This is a genomic window from Salinicoccus jeotgali, from assembly GCF_055379195.1.
In genome coordinates this window covers 2,047,200-2,064,953 of sequence record NZ_AP043830.1, presented here as the reverse complement: position 1 = coordinate 2,064,953, position 17,754 = coordinate 2,047,200, and the positions used below count along the sequence as shown (strand labels likewise).

The window sequence follows — 17,754 nt, the reverse complement described above, 5'->3', positions numbered from 1 at the left end:
TGTTTAGGAGGAGATGATATGATGAAAGAAACTGATATCATTGGACGCAATGAACCTCTGAAGTCTAAAGAACGAGATTATGAACGTAAGCGAAGCCATACGAAACTGACGATGCCTTCTTTTGTCGAAATGGAAGGTTGTCAGACTTGGGAAGAATATCTAAAGTCAATTGATTTATGGAGAAAAATCAATAAAAAAATAAGTTGATTTAAAATTACTGTAAGGAGTGATTTTTCATGGCTTATGATCTGAAACCATTCAACGGAGACTATTTTGATATGAGTCCAAGTGAGATGTTCAGAGATTTTGGTAAACAATTCTTCAATAATTTCCCGGAAATCCAAAGTATAAAGACAGATATTAAAGAAACAAAAGATAAATACGAACTAGAAGCTGAGTTACCAGGATTCGCCAAGGATTCTATCGATGTATCCTATGAAAATGGAATGTTGACGATTGCAGCTGAGAATAACCTTGTGAATGAGCAAAAAGATGATGAAGGAAAAATAATTCAAAAAGAAAGATCATATAATAATTTCGTTTGTCAAAATAAGCTAGACAGTTCCTTTTCACCCATGTAACTCAAAAAGACTTCCAATGGTGTCCGGTAGTTCAATGATTTTCTTGGGATGTGGTTTCACTTGGCGGCAACCAATGAGGTAAGAGCCTGGTCGACCGTGTTGAAATCCATGTTTTTGGAGAGCTCATCCTTTCTGAACAATCCATTGGAATGTTCATTCAGTCCCTGCTGTGATAGTGTCTCCTGATCGGCAAAGTAGATGGACAGATCATACTGCTTCAGCAATAGTACATATTTATATATTATCTTTAATTTTTAGGGGAGTTAAATCGGATTACCCCGGGCGGTCTGCTTTACTGAATTCAGTCAACTCCTTCTCTTTATGCAACATATCGACAAATACTTTTAATGCTTTTGTTTGAAATGGGGAATTTGTCAAAATAAAAAAATTTCTGGCTAAAGGTAGTCCTTTTATATCGAGGGTTTTTAAATCACCATTACGCAGTTCTTTTTGTACAGCCCATTCGGATAATAAGCTGACCCCTGAACCTGCTTCAATCATCTCTTTAATGGCTTGAGTACTGCCGAAATTCATAATTTCCTTTGGTGATATATCAAGCTGATGAAAAAGTTTTTCTGCAGCTTCTCTTGTGCCTGAGCCTTTTTCACGTAAAATCCACGTCTCATTTTCCAAATCTTTGATTTGAATTTCTGTCTTTTGTTTTACAAGCGGATGATTGGAGGCAGCGACTAGAATCATGGTGTCTTTGGCGAATTCCTTTGTACTCAGATGCTCATCTTGATTAGAATGTCCTTCTACGATGCCGACATCCAGTTGATGACGAAGAACGGATTGAGCTATTTCTGCGGTGTTGCCGATGACAACGGCCGGTTTGACTTCAGGATATATTTCTTTCATTTTTGCAATGATATGTGGAAGAACGTATTCTCCAAATGTATAGCTCGCACCGATTGATAACGGACCACTCACTTTATTGACAAGGTCATCCACCAACAGATTCATGCGAGAGTGCAGACCTGCAATTTCTTTTGCGTGATGATAAACAATTTCTCCTGCTTTATTAAGACGAACATATTTATTTGACCGTTCCAGTAATCGGACATTAAAATTCTCTTCCAATGCTCGGATATACTGGCTGACCGCCGGCTGTGTCATATGCAGCTCTTCGGCAGCTCTGGAGAAGTTCTTCTTCTCTGCGACAGTGATGAAAACTCGTAATTGTTGATCCATCTTATCATCCTCTCTCCTGTTCATTTTACTATAACAAATTACTTATTATCATCATCATAGATAGTTATTTTTATTATATCTATCCATACTTTATTGTTAGTAAAGGAGGTGTTTTTAGATGGGATTGCCAAACAAGCAACAAAACTCTGGGGACAAGGAAAAGCAGTTTGCCAATCAAGCGGCTTGGTTTGGTGGAATCGGATTTACATTCTTCATTGCATTGATTGGATTTTTAGTGGCGTTGGTCCCAGGATTTGATAGAGTGGGACAGCTTGCCTGTGCGATTATCATTGCTGTCATCTATCGTCAGATATTTGGATATCCTGAGGCAATTCGATCAGGGATAGCATTTTCCTCCAAACGGTTACTCAGAGTGGCAATTATTTTATACGGGCTGAAGCTGAGTATTGATACAGTATTGAGTGACGGACTGGGGCTTTTAGCAATTGATGCAGGTGTTATCATTTTTGCGATATTTGCAATGATTTGGCTTGCTAAAATATTTAAAGCGGATAAGAATATTTCCCTATTGCTTGGTGTTGGCACAGGTGTATGTGGCGCTGCAGCAATTGCGGCGGTTGCTCCAATCATAAAAGCAAAAGATGAGGATACTGCCATAGGGGTCGGCATCATTGCATTGATGGGGACTATCTTTGCAATAACTTATACGATATTGCGTCCAATCATTCCGCTCGATGCGATACAGTATGGTGTTTGGTCGGGCACAAGCCTGCATGAAGTTGCACATGTTGCTTTGGCGGGAGCACCTGCAGGAGAGGATGGACTGGCGATTGCATTACTCAGTAAATTAGGACGTGTCTTCTTACTTGTTCCGCTGTGTTTCATCTTGATTGCAATCTTTCAAAGGAAAAATAAGGGAAATGTTGAATCTGAAGCGAAGGTCGAATTTCCTTGGTTCCTTGTGGGTTTTATCCTTTTCAGCCTTTTGGGCAGTTATATTCTAGGTCCAATCATTCCATTTCCTGAAAGTGCAAGGCAAAGTGTCTCAGTTTTAACAGAATGGCTATTGACTGCTGCAATGGTCGGTCTTGGGTTAAATGTAAGTTTGAGAGATTTACGTAACCGTGCGTTACGACCATTAGCTGCAATGACGGTCACGTCGATCATATTATCTGTAGTCGTCTACTTTATCGTTTAAAAAGAGTAGGGTTCTGAGTGCAGCTATATAATTCATATCAGGTGTGGCGATAATATCCTGAGAATTACGTTGAGATGGCGAAGGACTATCTGTATGCATCTAAGTTAGCACTGTAGTTCTTTATATCACTGTCAAAGAAAATTATGCTCGAGGTACGGTGATCCTGTGATGGAAATAGCTATCTATGAACACCAGTTCATTAGTGGTGATATGAGTATTCCAGTGATTTCTTTTGTCCGAAAAACATTTTGCGTGTATCGTGTGTCGTCCTTTTTATGTGTCCAGTTTAGTTTTGCAACAAGCATAATTAGATTCAAGCAACTTACAAAATAAATAATCTTTATGTAATACACTGCTGTTTCTTATCAGGATATATGTTTATTCGAGTTTAATGATAATATTTTAAATATCTGAATTTTTCATGTAAAAAGGAGTATGGGGAAATGCAATTCAATTTCAATAAAATTACTACAAGAAAAGATACGAACAGCGTTCAATATGAAGGTACCGAACCTATATTCGGAACGCAATGCCTGGAACCTTTTTGGATTGCCGATATGGATATTGAAACACCTGAAGCAATTAGAGATGCTATGAAAAAACGTCTTGATAATGGAATTTTTGGCTATACAATATGGCAAAATAAGGAGTTTTATGAACCGATTAAACATTGGTGGCAAACGCGTTATAATATCTCTCTAGATGACTCTGATATTCATTATTCACCGACAGTCTTGTTTACTATAGGAGAAACGATGAGGCAGGTATCGAGCGAGGAAGATGGCATTATAATAACGACTCCCTCATATAATATATTTCCTAATCTAATTGAAAGCAATCACCGCAAGATTGTAGAGTCTCCTTTAATTTATGATAAGCGCTCAAAAGAATATTTTTTAGATGTCGATCATTTCACCTCATTATGCAGAAATGAGAATGTGACTATGTACATACATTGCAACCCCCACAATCCTACAGGAAAAGTATGGTCAAAAGATGAACTCGAAACCATTAAGAATATATGTGAAGCCAATAATGTTTACTTGGTCAGTGATGAAATCCATATGGATTTTGTAAGGCCGAAAGAAGATTTTGTATCGGTCATTGATCTATCGGAAGAAAGCGATAAAATATTGGCGGCCACCTGCCTCGGTAAATCTTTCAACTTGGCCAGCATTCCCCATTCTTATTTCATTACAAAAGATAAAAAATTGGCTCAGGTAATTACCGAAACAGCCAAAGAAGTATATCAGGTCAGTAATGTTTCCAGCCTGGCTCTCGCAGCAATTGAAGCAGCTTACACTGAGTGTAACGAGTGGATAGATCAGCTTAATGATCATATTCAAGGTAATTTTGAGTATATCAATGACTATATTAATGAGCATCTTTCTGATTGTTTATCATTTGATATTCCAAAAGCCACTTATCTCGGATGGATTAGCTTTGAAAAGTCCGGCTTTGATACTGACGTAGTCCATAAAGCTTTCATCGACATTGGAGGCATTGCAGTATCTCCGAGCAAGTTATTTTTAAATCATGAGAATAACCACTTTAGATTCAATGCTGCCTCCAACCGGATTCGCATAGAAGATGGGATGAGGCGTATTAAGGATACCTTTGATTATTTATATGATACTCAAAATTGTAAGTCTGGGACCTATATTTAATTGGGTATTTTCTATAAATCGAAGTATCTTTTCATCTTTCGTTTGTCAAAATAAGCTAGACAGTTGCTTATCACCCATGTAACTCAAAAAGACTTCCAACGGCGCGCAGTAGTTCAGTGATTTTATTGGGATGTGGTTTCTTCTTGCAGAGACGGATGAGACAAAAGCCTGACTGACCCTATTAAATCCATATCTTTGGCCAGCCCCTCCATTCTGAGCAATCCATTGGAATGTTCATTCAGTCCCCGTTGAGACGGTGTCCCCGGATCGGCAAAGTAGATGGACAGGTCATTCCGATTGCTCATCGACTGCCAGTTGGAGAATTCCTTGCCACAGTCGAAAGTGATGGATTTGAACAGGTTCCCGGGCATCTTTTGACACCATGTATTGATGGCAACCTCGATATCCTGCGCCGTTCCGGCCTTCGGGTTTTAGTGTAACACCTGCCGTTGTAAACGACTGTCACGACTGCGTTGAATTCACTGTATCATAATCGTTATGAAATCACTGAATAGGCTGGTAATGTACATCGTATCGACATAAATGATATTGGGTTATGCTGTGGAGGATCACCGACAATGTTACGGGCTGAAGCTATCGGACAAGACACACCCAATTCGAAGTATTCACCAGATATGGAAAAGCATTATTATAATTACATCATTAGACTCCAAGCCTCCCTCAATTCAATACTGTAAAGTGGTCTAAGAACAGTAATATACGCTCCTCATTTTCTTTGAAAAACCTTTGAGGAAACGAAGAAAAATATAAGGTCTGACATACTTTAGATGAACAGTACGTCAGACCTTATCAGTTTGGCATTTTTCCTTCAGGAACACCTTAAAGGGTACGAGGTCTTTCAGAGTACGCCGGAAAAAGGAACTGCCTGAACCACACACCGAAAGAGAATTCTTGACTTGTTGAAACAGAATAATTACAGGTATTCATAATCACTATGTTTATCACCTGAATGTAAAGTCAACCTGCGAGTTTTCCTGGGCTTCATAGCCTTTCATATAGTTAATACGACGCTGTGCTGATGCTTGATTGACTTGCTCATCTGCATGATAAGAAGAACGGACAAGTGGCCCAGACTCACAGTGACGGAAACCTTTTGATAGTGCAATATGCTTTAACTCCGCAAATTCATCAGGATGGTAATAACGCTCGACCCGCAAATGTTTTTTCGTCGGTTGTAAGTATTGACCAATTGTCATAATATTCACATCATTTTCCAGTAAATCATCCATGGCCTCAATGATTTCTTCTTTCTCTTCTCCCAAGCCCACCATAATACTTGATTTCGTTGGTACGTCAGGAGCAACCTCTTTCACACGCTGAAGCAGGGTTAGTGACCTATCATACATTGCTCTAGCTCGTACTTTTTTAGTCAATCTTCTCACAGTCTCAATGTTGTGGTTAAAAATATCTGGTTCACTGCTCATTAAAGTATGCAAGCTCTCGTAATCACCTTTCATATCAGAAGGTAAAATTTCGATGGTGCAACCAGGGTTTTTTCTGCGGATCGCCCGGACTGTCTCAGCAAAAACCGCCGCACCGCCATCTTTTAAATCATCTCGAGCGACGGCTGTAACAACCACGTGCTTCAACCCCATTATTTGTACAGAATCCGCGACACGTTCTGGTTCATTCCAATCTAATTCATTCGGCATTCCTGTTTTAACCGCACAGAATCGGCACCCACGTGTGCATGTATCACCAAGAATCATAAATGTAGCAGTTTTACGCTCGCTCCAACATTCATAAATATTTGGACATCTTGCTTCTTCACATACCGTATTTAATTTTTTATCTCGCATCAATTTCTTTAATCCTGAGTATGATCCATTAGTATTGATTTTAGTTTCTAGCCATTTAGGTTTACGCAGGTACTCTTCTTTTTTAGACATCGAAAGTACACTCCTTCAGTAGTTGATATAATGCAAGTAGTTGTTTTAATTCATAATTTGGGTCGCGTATTTGCTTTTTGCCAATTGATTGATTTCATCCCACTGTGCATCGGTCAATGTCATCGGTTTAAACTTGACATCCAAGCCAGTTTGAAAGCCATGATAAAAAGCGTCCACTAACATATCGTATGTGTAATTTTGATTTGTAATCGCATTAATAGCGATGGCCTTTTCATAAAAAGAAGTACGCTTTTTCTCTCTCATTCTTTCAGATGGAAAAAGGAAAAGATCAAACAACATTTTTTCATTAATATTCATTGGAATTGAGCCATGTTGTAGTAAGACATCATCTTTACGTACTTGAGCATTGCCTGAAAGTTTTTTATCATCAATAATTAGTTCATAGTAAGTAGCCTGTTCAAAACAAACCGATGATCTGCCTTTAATTATTTCTTCTCTCGATGGGTAAGCATAATCAGCTTGTATGCCCAAATTACGATACCCTTCTAAGATCCCTCTTGTTAAAATATGGTACGCTTCACGAACAGATGTGGGTATGAAGGGATGATCCTCCGTCACGACAATACTATAGGTTAGCTCATCATCATGAAGTACGGCGCTACCGCCCGTCAAACGCCGAACAAAATCGCAGTTATATCGCTCAAGTGCAGAAAAATCAATCCGTTTATCTACTCTTTGAAGTCTTCCTACGGATAGGCTTGGTGCTGACCAACCGTAAAATCTTAATGTAGGGGGGATAACTCCTCTACTATGCCAATTTAATAAAGCCTCATCAATCGCCATATTGGTAGCCGCATTGTTGTGTCCTGTATTCAAAAATCCCCATTCTTCTGGCATCATAACCCTCCTCCTTATTAGATCCAACCTAATTTTTTAAAGTGATAGAAAAAATGCAGATATTTTCTTATTATTAAATTCCTTGAGTGAAAGTAAAGAAGTGAATCACAGTTTATTATAAAACAGTGATTTTTTTAATATTTATCAAATAATTTACTTTCAAAACTTAAAGTACCTGGAAAGTTGAAAATTTTCGGTACTTCAAAATAAAAATTGAAATATTAATATAATGATAGCATTTCTCTTAAGTTTTCTCCATTGTAATTTCTTCTAAAAATTTTGCGCTTTTGCATTTCTGGAATGATGAATTCAACAAAATCTTCCAGACTGCCTGGGAGTGTTGGCGGCATCAAGTTGAAACCATCTGCGACACCTGCCTTCATCCATTTTTCGATTTCATCGACAATTTCTTCAGGCGTACCAATAAGTGTCAAGTGTCCGCCTCCAGCGTTTAGGTAACCGAGTAGTTCACGGACTGTCGGATTTCTGTCTTCTATGATTTCTAACACAGTTTGATAACGCCCGACTGGGCCTGTGAATTCTTCGATTGGGGGCAATGCAGGGACTTTTTCATCGAGTTTCCACGATTTTGTGTCTTGCTGAACAAAGAATTCGAGTTGCTTCAGCGCAGTATCAATTGGCAGTAAATCGTCTAATTTCGCTTTCTTTTCTTGTGCTTCTTCTTTTGTCTTACCCACATAAGTCACTAGACCTGGAAACACTTTGATTGAGCAGTCTGGCCGATGACTTTCTCTTATTGCCCGATCTAATTTCTCACGATAGGCTTTTGCTTGTCTTAAGTTCCAAGCAACTGAGTAGACTGCATCGGCATATTTCGCAGCAAGTGCCACGCCTTCTATTGATGCCCCTGCTTGCATCGCAACCGGTTTTCCTTCCTTTCCTAAAGGCAGGGTTAATGGCCCCTTTACTTGGAAGTAATCTCCATTATGGTTGAACGGTTGAATGTTATCGTTTTTGGTGATTTTATTGTTCGCTCTGTCTGGACTATAGTCATCAATGGACCACGATTCAAATAATTTATCCATGACTTCTGCAAATTCATCTGCTTTCTTATAACGCACTGCTCTTTCCGGTAATTCCAGCATACTGTGATTTTGTGCTTCGTAATCGGACATTGATGTCACCAGGTTCCAGCCCACACGTCCTTTTGTTATATGCTGCAGTGTGAGTAACTGCCTTGCTGAAGTAAACGGGTTATTAAACGTTCCCGAAATAGTTGAAACAAGTCCAACGTTAGCTGTGACATTACTCATGGCAGTTAATACAACTATTGGATCAAAATAACTCGTTGGCAATTCCGTAGCACTATAAGCAGGGAAGGCTTGTGCATCTGCGAAAAATACCGCATCGAATTTTCCACGTTCAGCAATCTTCGCCAAATTTTCATAGTATCCAATTGTCGTAAATTCATCTATGCTCGAATCTGCTGTCATCCATGCTGCCTGATGATGTCCTACACCATACAATAAAACTCCTATATTTAACTGTTTCGGATTAATCATAATATATCCCCCTAGTTCATAGTAAGGCCGCCATCCACCGTGATGTTCTGCCCCGTAATACCATCTGCTGCTTCGGAACAAAGATAAACCACCATATTCGCAACATCTTGAGGGGATGTGACTTTCCTCAATGGTGTGGATTGTGCGATTAAATCAAATACTTCAGGTGTTGTGGCTGCACTTGCATCTGTTGTCTTCAATAATCCGCCCGAAACGATATTTGCTCGGATGCCGTGCTGACCAAGCTCTGCTGCAACATTTCTGGTGAACCCAATTAAAGCAGCTTTTGCTGTTGTATATTCGTGATATGGTACCACAGGGTTTTGATATAGATTCGTTCCGATGCTAATGATTGCACCCTCTTTTCGCTCTAGGAATTGGGGGAGGGCACTTTGTGATACGTTGAACGCGGCTTTTAACGTGCCGTCTAGTTGTTGTTCATAATCTTTGTAGGTTAAATCTTTAAATGCTTTTTGAGTAGTTGGGTCAAACTTGAAGTTTACGAGTGCGTTGTTTACTACAACATCAATCTGCCCAAAATGTTCAGTCCCTTTTTTAACTAACTGTTCAACTTCTTTCCTATTTGTAACGTCTGCCTGAATAGAAATTGCTTGGGGTCCGATTTGCTTTTGCAACGCTTCTGCTTCTGATTTGCTGCGATTGTAGTTAATGATGACATTAAAGCCTTTTTCACTCAATTTTTTTACGATGCATCTACCAAGACCTCTGCCACTTCCTGTTACTAAAACTGTCCTTGCCAAGTAAATACCTCCTCTATTTTAGAAAAAAAATACGCAACCTTCGTAAGAAGGTTACGTATCGAGAGCGAATTATATACACCTATAAAGGCATAGATATTTAGCTGTATCGAAGTAACACTTTCCTACGCTAGTTTTAACTAGATCAGGTTCAAAGGGTTTGAGGTTATCCTCATCTCAGTTTACAAAAACGCCCCTAGTGCAAATTTATTCTATTTAATATCATTGTAGTACTTCTAAGAGATACGTCAAGTAAATAGTGAATACTTTGAAATTTATTGAATAAGCTGAGCAGGACTTCTCATCCAAGTGAATCAAAAAAATTCTAATGAGGTCCGGCAGTATATTGAACGTGTTTCTACTATTATATAGGGGTCGTTCATTGATGGAAATGGCCCCTGTATATGTTATTTTTCATTTCTTCGTTTGTCAAAATAAGCTAGACAGCCTGCCTACATTCATGTAACTCATAAATGCTTCCAGCGGTGTCTGGTAGTTCAAAAACTTTCTGGGTATGTGGTTTCTCTTGGAGGCTACTGAAGCAACCATCCTCTGATCCACTGTGTTGAAATCCATATGCTTGGGCAGGCCGTCTTTCCGAAGCAGTCCATTGGAATGTTCATTCAATCCTCTTTGGGAAGGCGTGCCCGGGTCGGCAAAGTAAATATCAATATCATTTCGGTTGCTCATTGACTGCCAATTTGAGAATTCCTTACCACAGTCGAAAGTAATGGATTTGAACACATTTCTGGGGATCTGATGGAACCATGCGTTGATGACTGTTTCAATATCCTTTGCAGTCCGGCCCTCGGGCTTGAGGGTAATGATCACTTTCGACAGCCGTTCTACAAGTGTCACAACGGCACTTTTATGATGGATGCCGACAATGGTATCGCCTTCCAGATGTCCAAATTCTTCTTTGAATGCTGGGTAGTCCGTCTTTCTGTCAGAGAGTTTCCGTCTGAAAGCCTGTCTCCCACGGCGTTCCTTATGGCCGTTGGGTTTTCGCTTTCCTTTCATCGTCAAGGTGGAAACATCAAAGTCTTTGCGCTTGAACATGCGGTACAATGTGCGGCTGGAGCAGTTGATCGGCTGTTCACGGCGACCGACAATCACATCCGGCGTCCATCCTTGCGCGACCTTTTCTGCCACATATGCGCGTTGATCATTCGACAGCACCGTCTGTTTTCGACCGCAACGCTGCTTGTTTGCCTTGTAGCGCTTATAGAAATCCAATGCGGTGTGACCGTCTTTCAGGAAAGTGACCACATTGTGGACGGTCTGACGTGCTCGGCCAATCTGTTCTGAAATCTTTGATACAGAGACATTCTGATGGAAATAAGATTCTATAATTACAAGTTCATCCGTGCTAAGATGGGTGTAGGTCATTCGTGATCACTCCTATGATTTCTTTGGTCGGAAATACATTTTGAGTGTATCACGAGTGGCTTTCTTTATGTGTCTAGCTTAATTTTACAATCGGCGATCCTTAAAAAAGAGGAGAGAAGGACTATGAAAGAATACTCTCAAAAAGAGATACAGCAACTGTTTAAAGAAAGAAAACCGATACCAAAGGAACTGGTCACTCAAGCTCAAAAAGCAGATCTCATTGATGTGATTGAAAAGCAGGGCGATGTCGTCATCCACGTATCTGATAAGTACGCAAAACTCGCTGAACATGACAGTTTTGTGATTGATAAGCAAAATAACTCATTCTTCTGGAACTCACAAGATTTAAAAGGGAATCCGATCAATTATTTAAGAAGTGTTCATGATTATAGCTTTAGAAGTGCCATTAAAGAACTCACTTTAAATGATGAGTACAAAACCGCAGAAGTCAATGTCGATAAAGAACAAGAACCCTTTGTCTTTCGGCCAGATGAGCTGTCGGAAGACACTTCCGTCGCAAAAGATTACCTCGTTAATCAACGAGGCATCAATGAAGACTTAGTAGATACACTCATTGATAAAAAACTCATACAGCAAGATCACAATAACAATGTCGTATTTTTGTGGGCGAAAAATAAAGAAGTCGTCGGCATGGATAAGCAAGGCACTCAACCTGATAAACGGTTTAAACAAGTCGTCAAAAATTCGGATGAAAAGCAGGGCTTCAATATTACGAATGGACGGCCGGAAAATCTGTATGTGTTTGAATCCTCGATTGATTTATTAAGCCATGTCAGTATGTACAATCCGCCAAATGCACGGCTGGTTTCGATGACTGGGTTAAAACCACAGACATATTATCATGCTATCGGACAGATTTATGAAGAAACCAAACAACCGCCAAAAAATGTGGTGTTTGCGGTAGATAGTGATGTCGGCGGAGAAAGCTTCATGTTGGAACACATCAACAATAAAATCGAACATCGAGAAAGTGATCGCACCGTTCAAAACTTTGTTGCTTCTCCGAGACATCAAAATTTTGAACAACTGGGCGAACCGAGTGATTTGAAATCGTGGCATCAGGTGAAAGATTTTAATGACATTTTGACGAATATTCAATCCCACGATGTTAAAATGCAGTATCAGCCAGTCGTTTTAGATAAGGACACATATTTTGATACAATCGATTATCAGAGTAAGTATGAACGAGTCTTAGATAAGTTGTCTAAAGAGGCTACAAATAGTAAAGACATCTCTTCTTGGAAAATCGCAAAATCTATTGCACAAGAGCAGTACCCTCAAAAGAATTCAAAAGAAAAGTCAGAAGCGAAACAAAAATCGCCATCTGGATTAGAAGTAAACGATATTCTGTAAATCTGGGGCGCATACAGCGCATTTTAATGGACAACTATCCATCTAAAATTACTAACTTGCCTTAGAATCGCTCTCTCAGCACTGGAAATAGTGAAAAATCATGGGAAATATAACCATAAGTTCGGTATGCGGTGCCACAGAGGCTTCAAAAAGGCAAAACCAGAATTATTGCAGATGTTTGAATCGCTGGAGGAACAAGTTTAAACAAGTAAAACACTGGCTGACGAAATTCAAAAGGGATAGGGTCATTTACACAAAATTATTGACGCCCCCGTTTTTTATCGCGTATAGTTATTAATGTTGTTGACAATAAGTGATAAGTACCTTGTTTTAAAGACATAAAGCATTTACAATATTCGTGTTAATTTTTATAAAACGTGTTAGAAACGAGGGGAGAAAGTTGCGTTTAAAGGGGTGTTTGGTAGGCGTTGGATGTCTCCTATTTGTGTTAGGGGGCTGTGGCCAGACAAGTAATCATGCTAATGATGACACATGGGACAAAATAAAAGAAGAGGGGGAACTGGTTGTCGGAACACCTGGAACACTGTATCCTTCTTCTTATTATCCGGAAGACTCTGATGATTTAACTGGTTACGATGTTGAGGTGATGAAAGAGGTTGGCAAACGGCTCGATCTAAATGTGCAATTTGAGGAACTTGGCTTTGACGAGATGTTCGCTGCATTGCAGTCAGGGCGGATTGATGTGGCGCCGGCCGGAGTAAGGGGTGAAACCAAGAAGAAATTTTCCTACAGCAAGCCGTATAAATATTCTTATGCGACCATGGTTGTGCGTAACGATGAAGTGGATGATTTCACATCACTTGAAGACTTGGAAGGGAAAACAGCTGGTGGTGCAGCAACAACGGTATACAGCGATATTGCCCGTAAATTTGGCGCTGAAGTCAAGACCTATGGAAATGTCACGAATGATGTCTATTTAAGAGATGTTGAGAATGGCAGAACGGATGTTGTGATTAATGATTATTACTTACAATTGCTGGCTCTAAAAGCACTTCCCGATTTGGATGTCACGATTCAGCCAGATTTAAAATTTTATCGATCTAACCAGCATGCTGTTATCGATAAAAATGCTGATAGATTAAAAGACAAAATTAATAAGACTTTGACTGATATGAAACAAGACGGTACCCTTACTGAACTGTCTGAAGAATTTTTTGCCGGGGAAGATGTCTCAGAGAAGCCGGATGACGATATTCGGACTATCGAGGGTATTGATTAGTGTTTGACCTAGAAATGGATCAAGTTCAGTTGAATGGATTGTTTGATTGGCATTTAGCATGGGATAGTCTTCCATTCCTTTTAGAAGGTGTACCAGCCACATTAACCGTATCCTTTATTGGAATGGTTATTGGCTTAGTTCTAGGTTTCTTTTTGGCTCTGGGGCGCGGTTCGAAGTGGATTATCTTAAGATGGCCGTCACGTCTTTATATATCGTTCATGCGCGGAACACCTATCCTTGTATTTTTGTTCATACTGTATGCAGGGCTGCCAGCGATTGGCATTGAACTGTCCGCTTTTTTAGCTGCTTCGCTGGCATTTGGCCTAAATAGCGCGGCTTTCATCGCAGAAATTAACCGTTCATCACTAAGTAGTGTTGATAAGGGGCAATGGGAATCGGCTAAGGCTCTTAATCTGGGATATTGGCAGACAATGCGAAAGATCATTTTGCCTCAGGCTGCTCGAATCGCTATCCCGCCATTAACAAATGTTTATCTCGATTTGGTGAAGGCAACGTCACTCGCCGCTGTTATTACAGTTCCGGAATTATTTCAAAAGGCGCAAATTGTTGCTGGGCGCACGTATGACTCGATGACCATGTATATTCTTGTAGCCCTTATTTACTGGCCTATTTGTATGGTTATTTCCGCATTGCAAGAAAAGATGGAAAAACGATTTAGCAAGTATATGGAGCATTAATGATAACCCTATCCCTGTTTCTGATTTACGATATCCGAAATATATTTAATTCATTGCTACAAAATATATCAAGAACGTCTCACTTAGTATTTTGATTTTTATTAATTGGAATGATATAATATAAGTAACAAAAATCAGTTTCATGGAATCACCGAACCCCCAATCTACTGGCATAGATTGGGGGTTTTTGGTGTGGTTATTGTCGCCTACTTATTGTTACGCTTATCTAACCAATAGACAAAAAGCGCAACAATGCCCCCTGCGATAATTGGGGCAATGATGTTAACAAAAATCAGTTCCATGGTGTTCACCTCCTTCCTGGTCGATGTTCGCCCAGGAAGTATAGGCGACGATGATATTGTATCATTTTTTATGCCCCGCAATAAGGTTCGATCGGTGCTTTAATGTAGATGCATCGGTTAGACTGATCGCCCGTAATATGCTGGCTTCTCCGAACCGTCTTTTGATTTTATCAATTGTGTCGTGCAGTTTTTCTTCTTTTAAGTTTGCATCCGTATCAAACAGTGATAACTGCATCACTGAGTCCGGTATCAAATTAGTGAGTGATATATTAACTGTTCTATATAGTTCGTATGGATCAGCCACTTTTTTAAGATGATTCCATATCAATGTGACGATTCTATTCGAATGATTCGTCGCTGTTTTTATCGTAAATTGCTTTCGATATATTTTTCCATCTTTTGTACCGATAGAAAAAGAAACTGTCCGTGCGAGCTGTTTGGCTCGTCTAATACGGTAAGTCACTTCATCAACGTGTTCCAAAAGGATGACATACAACTCATTAAATTTATAGTCTCGCAGTAGCACCTGACTTTTCGCAATAGATGGACGATGTACCATATGTTTATCCCTTATTGCACTTTCATCAATCCCATTCGCATGGAGGTGCCAGTCCACACCAATGATGCCAAAATCTCTTTTTAAATATTGCCACGGATAATTTGCCAGATTTCCAATACTGAAAATTCCCCGATGATTGAGTTTGATTTCACTTTTTTTATTGATCCCCCAAAACTTTGACAACGGTTTAATATTCCATAATTTTTTATCCACATCCTGATATCGCCATTCTGAAATACCATCAGGCATGCGTTTTGCTTCTGAATCTAATGCTACTTTACTTAATAGTAGATTCTCTCCAATGCCGATGGCACACTGGATCTGTGTGGCATCATGAATCTCTTTCTTTAAGCGCTTCGCAAAGGCTTTCGGTGTATTAGAAAATAAATGATAGCTATCAGTAATGTCCATAAAAAATTCATCTATGGAATATTGATGAAAGTCTTCCGGATGAACATATTTCAATGCAATTTCAGAAATTCGAGTGGAATATTCGATATAGGTCTACATAGAAGGATTTATAATATAAATATCACTTCGTGAAGGAATCTCATACAAGCGGGAACCGGTTTTAATCCCCAGTTTCTTTAATTCAGGTGTTGCTGCAAGAACCACTGAGCCTTTTCTTTTTGTATTTCCAACGACTGCTAATTTAGTAGTTAAAGGATCTAGCCCTTTTAAGATGCATGATACACTTGCAAAAAAACTTTTCTGATCCACACAAAGAATATCTCTATTACAACATAAATGATAATTGTACATAGCCGCCCCCCTATTAAATCGAACGTATGTTCTATTTATAATATATCATAATTTGAGATAGATATTATAATGTTTTCAGGAATGGGTAGAAGCTTTAGTTCAATTGAAATCGCTATTAGAATATTTTTTCACAGAAACAATAGTATTAGTACTTAAAATGGCATAAAAGAACAGCTCCATCAAAATGCCAATATCGCAACTGTTCTTTTAGTTGCATTTATTTTCTTATGCAGCTCCCACCACTTCTTAATTTAAGAACAAAACTATGAACAAGAAGATAAGATAGGGGCTAAGAAAAAGAAAAGTACTTAAGATGATGAAGTTACGCTTTTTTAACGTAACGGCTATTACCACTCCAATCAAACCACAAATAAATGTGCCAATTACGGTGACAAAAGCGCCGTATTCTACAAAGAAAAACCAGTAATAAGACAGCAAACCTAAAACAAATATTATCCACCAACTAATATAAGCGATATTTTCTCCTCCCCAATTTTGTTCATATAGCCATAATATTTTTGATCTTCTTCCATTCAAATCTTCCTTTCTAATAATTGTTCTCTTTTTATTGTAACGCAAATATTATTTTGATTTACCAGGGATTGGTTTTTATTAAACGAGAGAACTGACAATTCAGAATTTAATTCAGGGGATTGTCAGATAGCATAGTAAATGGTATATTTATTGTGAGATAAATCACAAATAGAAGGTGGGAATTACATGGATGGAGCTAAAGAAAGAATAACACCAAAAAAATTCTTGTTTAATATACTCAATGGGGTGGCCCTTGCGATTGTTGTTGGTCTAATTCCAAATGCGATCCTCGGAGGGCTGTTTGGGTACCTTGCTCAATATGGAGATATTTTTACTACGCTTCAAAATGTGGTCGTAGGTATTCAATTTACTATTCCTGTCCTGACCGGTGTATTGATTGCAATGCAGTTTGGTATGACTCCATTACAAACAGTCGTCGTGGGTACGGCTGCTTTCGTAGGATCAGGTGCTGCTGAATTCACAGATTCCGGGTGGATTATAACAGGAATTGGGGATCTCATTAACACGATGATTACTTCAGCCATTGCAGTTGGAATCATGTTAATCATCAAAGATAAACTCGGGAGTCTCAGTATCATTCTGCTCCCCATTATTGGCGGGGGGATTGCGGGATTAGCTGGTATATTACTTTTACCATACGTAAACACAATTACCCTTGGACTCGGGCTACTGATTAATAGTATTACAACTACACAGCCTATAATTATGTCTATTCTTATATCAGTGTTGTTTTCAATAGTAATTATCTCACCTGTTTCTACTGTCGCAATAGCATACGCAATTGGCATCTCGGGGGTTGCAGCGGGTTCCGCAGCAATTGGAGTCGCTTCAGCTGCAATTATGTTGTTCATTGGCACGTATAAAGTAAATAAAATAGGAGTGCCCATCGCAGTTATACTTGGGGCGATGAAAATGATGATGCCGAACATGATCCGCTATCCAATCCTACTGCTACCAGTAAGTTTAACAGCAGCAGTGTCGGGGCTTGTCTCTGGTTTACTTAACATCCAGGGCACCCCTGCATCAGCGGGATTCGGACTTGTGGGTTTTGTAGGTCCAATTCAGTCCATGGCTTTGTTAGATGGCGGCATTGGGAGTGTCATATTTAAAGTAATCGTTGCATACGTTATTGTTCCTTTAATTTCAGCACTCCTATTCCACTATCTCTTCGTCAAAATACTTAAGATATATAAGCCAACTATTTTCTATTTTGAAGCAGAATCATAAT

The 17,754-nt window shown here is 39.2% G+C and carries 15 protein-coding genes, 3 pseudogenes and 1 riboswitch; of the genes and pseudogenes, 8 read left to right on the top strand and 10 right to left on the bottom strand.

The window, feature by feature from the left end; genetic code table 11:
- Positions 1–18: 18 nt before the first annotated feature.
- Positions 19–207 carry a hypothetical protein gene (locus tag ACZ43I_RS10655; protein ID WP_344704378.1) on the top strand — a complete coding sequence of 63 codons (189 nt, stop codon included), beginning with the start codon at positions 19–21 and terminating at the stop codon, positions 205–207.
- Positions 208–236: 29 nt separating this feature from the next.
- A complete protein-coding gene (locus tag ACZ43I_RS10650) occupies positions 237–581 on the top strand; it encodes an Hsp20 family protein (RefSeq protein ID WP_344704380.1) in 345 nt (114 codons plus the stop codon).
- On the opposite strand, the pseudogene ACZ43I_RS10645 reads toward ACZ43I_RS10650, so the two are convergent.
- Both ACZ43I_RS10645 and ACZ43I_RS10640 read right to left on the bottom strand, forming a co-directional pair.
- A pseudogene (locus tag ACZ43I_RS10645) lies at positions 545–796 on the bottom strand (IS30 family transposase); the annotation flags it as partial. The gene ACZ43I_RS10650 and the pseudogene ACZ43I_RS10645 overlap by 37 nt on opposite strands.
- Positions 797–854: 58 nt before the next feature.
- Positions 855–1,772, bottom strand: coding sequence for a LysR family transcriptional regulator (locus ACZ43I_RS10640; RefSeq protein ID WP_344704382.1), 918 nt, complete (start codon positions 1,770–1,772; stop codon positions 855–857).
- A gap of 118 nt (positions 1,773–1,890) precedes the next feature.
- On the opposite strand from ACZ43I_RS10640, the gene ACZ43I_RS10635 reads away from it, so the two are divergent.
- The gene (locus tag ACZ43I_RS10635; RefSeq protein ID WP_344704384.1) at positions 1,891–2,931 is read left to right on the top strand and encodes a YeiH family protein; all 1,041 of its coding nucleotides are present in this window, start codon (positions 1,891–1,893) and stop codon (positions 2,929–2,931) included.
- A 443-nt stretch (positions 2,932–3,374) separates the two neighbouring features.
- The gene (locus ACZ43I_RS10630; protein ID WP_344704386.1) at positions 3,375–4,598 is read left to right on the top strand and encodes a MalY/PatB family protein; all 1,224 of its coding nucleotides are present in this window, start codon (positions 3,375–3,377) and stop codon (positions 4,596–4,598) included.
- A 45-nt stretch (positions 4,599–4,643) separates the two neighbouring features.
- Here ACZ43I_RS10630 and ACZ43I_RS10625 read toward each other — a convergent pair.
- From ACZ43I_RS10625 to ACZ43I_RS10600, 6 genes and pseudogenes are all read right to left on the bottom strand, one after another.
- Positions 4,644–5,039 (bottom strand): annotated as a pseudogene (locus ACZ43I_RS10625) (IS30 family transposase); the annotation flags it as partial.
- Between the two features lie 521 nt (positions 5,040–5,560).
- Positions 5,561–6,508 carry a lipoyl synthase gene (gene lipA / locus ACZ43I_RS10620; RefSeq protein ID WP_344704388.1) on the bottom strand — a complete coding sequence of 316 codons (948 nt, stop codon included), beginning with the start codon at positions 6,506–6,508 and terminating at the stop codon, positions 5,561–5,563.
- Between the two features lie 45 nt (positions 6,509–6,553).
- A complete protein-coding gene (locus ACZ43I_RS10615; protein WP_344704415.1) occupies positions 6,554–7,366 on the bottom strand; it encodes a lipoate--protein ligase family protein in 813 nt (270 codons plus the stop codon).
- Positions 7,367–7,587: 221 nt separating this feature from the next.
- The gene (locus tag ACZ43I_RS10610; RefSeq protein WP_344704390.1) at positions 7,588–8,889 is read right to left on the bottom strand and encodes an NtaA/DmoA family FMN-dependent monooxygenase; all 1,302 of its coding nucleotides are present in this window, start codon (positions 8,887–8,889) and stop codon (positions 7,588–7,590) included.
- An 11-nt stretch (positions 8,890–8,900) separates the two neighbouring features.
- Positions 8,901–9,650: a 3-oxoacyl-ACP reductase gene (locus ACZ43I_RS10605; RefSeq protein WP_344704392.1), complete on the bottom strand. Its 750-nt coding sequence runs from the start codon at positions 9,648–9,650 to the stop codon at positions 8,901–8,903.
- 102 nt (positions 9,651–9,752) lie between these two features.
- Positions 9,753–9,855: riboswitch (TPP riboswitch) on the bottom strand.
- A 221-nt stretch (positions 9,856–10,076) separates the two neighbouring features.
- Complete coding sequence (locus tag ACZ43I_RS10600; RefSeq protein ID WP_344704394.1) at positions 10,077–11,036, bottom strand: IS30 family transposase; 960 nt, start codon at positions 11,034–11,036, stop codon at positions 10,077–10,079.
- Positions 11,037–11,159: 123 nt separating this feature from the next.
- Between ACZ43I_RS10600 and ACZ43I_RS10595 the strand changes: the two genes are divergently transcribed.
- The 3 genes from ACZ43I_RS10595 (at position 11,160) to ACZ43I_RS10585 (ending at position 14,348) form a co-directional block, all read left to right on the top strand.
- A complete protein-coding gene (locus ACZ43I_RS10595; RefSeq protein WP_344704396.1) occupies positions 11,160–12,410 on the top strand; it encodes a DUF3991 and TOPRIM domain-containing protein in 1,251 nt (416 codons plus the stop codon).
- 400 nt (positions 12,411–12,810) lie between these two features.
- Entirely contained in the window at positions 12,811–13,650 is an 840-nt protein-coding gene (locus tag ACZ43I_RS10590) for a transporter substrate-binding domain-containing protein (RefSeq protein WP_344704398.1), read from the top strand.
- A gap of 14 nt (positions 13,651–13,664) precedes the next feature.
- Positions 13,665–14,348: an amino acid ABC transporter permease gene (locus ACZ43I_RS10585; protein ID WP_425568423.1), complete on the top strand. Its 684-nt coding sequence runs from the start codon at positions 13,665–13,667 to the stop codon at positions 14,346–14,348.
- A 206-nt stretch (positions 14,349–14,554) separates the two neighbouring features.
- Here the strand turns inward: ACZ43I_RS10585 and ACZ43I_RS10580 are convergent, their stop codons facing one another.
- The gene (locus ACZ43I_RS10580) at positions 14,555–14,650 is read right to left on the bottom strand and encodes a type I toxin-antitoxin system Fst family toxin (RefSeq protein ID WP_344704402.1); all 96 of its coding nucleotides are present in this window, start codon (positions 14,648–14,650) and stop codon (positions 14,555–14,557) included.
- A gap of 61 nt (positions 14,651–14,711) precedes the next feature.
- Positions 14,712–15,971, bottom strand: a pseudogene (locus ACZ43I_RS10575) (Y-family DNA polymerase).
- Positions 15,972–16,691: 720 nt separating this feature from the next.
- On the opposite strand from ACZ43I_RS10575, the gene ACZ43I_RS10570 reads away from it, so the two are divergent.
- Positions 16,692–17,753, top strand: coding sequence for a PTS sugar transporter subunit IIC (locus tag ACZ43I_RS10570; protein WP_115337949.1), 1,062 nt, complete (start codon positions 16,692–16,694; stop codon positions 17,751–17,753).
- The last annotated feature ends 1 nt before the right edge of the window (position 17,754 follow it).

Bases quoted from the DNA above. Each gene is read 5' to 3' on its own strand.
- ACZ43I_RS10655 (WP_344704378.1), top strand. From the start codon at position 19: ATGATGAAAGAAACTGATATCATTGGACGCAATGAACCTCTGAAGTCT.
- ACZ43I_RS10650 (WP_344704380.1), top strand. From the start codon at position 237: ATGGCTTATGATCTGAAACCATTCAACGGAGACTATTTTGATATGAGT.
- ACZ43I_RS10640 (WP_344704382.1), bottom strand. From the start codon at position 1,772: ATGGATCAACAATTACGAGTTTTCATCACTGTCGCAGAGAAGAAGAAC.
- ACZ43I_RS10635 (WP_344704384.1), top strand. From the start codon at position 1,891: ATGGGATTGCCAAACAAGCAACAAAACTCTGGGGACAAGGAAAAGCAG.
- ACZ43I_RS10630 (WP_344704386.1), top strand. From the start codon at position 3,375: ATGCAATTCAATTTCAATAAAATTACTACAAGAAAAGATACGAACAGC.
- lipA (WP_344704388.1), bottom strand. From the start codon at position 6,508: ATGTCTAAAAAAGAAGAGTACCTGCGTAAACCTAAATGGCTAGAAACT.
- ACZ43I_RS10615 (WP_344704415.1), bottom strand. From the start codon at position 7,366: ATGCCAGAAGAATGGGGATTTTTGAATACAGGACACAACAATGCGGCT.
- ACZ43I_RS10610 (WP_344704390.1), bottom strand. From the start codon at position 8,889: ATGATTAATCCGAAACAGTTAAATATAGGAGTTTTATTGTATGGTGTA.
- ACZ43I_RS10600 (WP_344704394.1), bottom strand. From the start codon at position 11,036: ATGACCTACACCCATCTTAGCACGGATGAACTTGTAATTATAGAATCT.
- ACZ43I_RS10595 (WP_344704396.1), top strand. From the start codon at position 11,160: ATGAAAGAATACTCTCAAAAAGAGATACAGCAACTGTTTAAAGAAAGA.
- ACZ43I_RS10585 (WP_425568423.1), top strand. From the start codon at position 13,665: ATGGATCAAGTTCAGTTGAATGGATTGTTTGATTGGCATTTAGCATGG.
- ACZ43I_RS10580 (WP_344704402.1), bottom strand. From the start codon at position 14,650: ATGGAACTGATTTTTGTTAACATCATTGCCCCAATTATCGCAGGGGGC.
- ACZ43I_RS10570 (WP_115337949.1), top strand. From the start codon at position 16,692: ATGGATGGAGCTAAAGAAAGAATAACACCAAAAAAATTCTTGTTTAAT.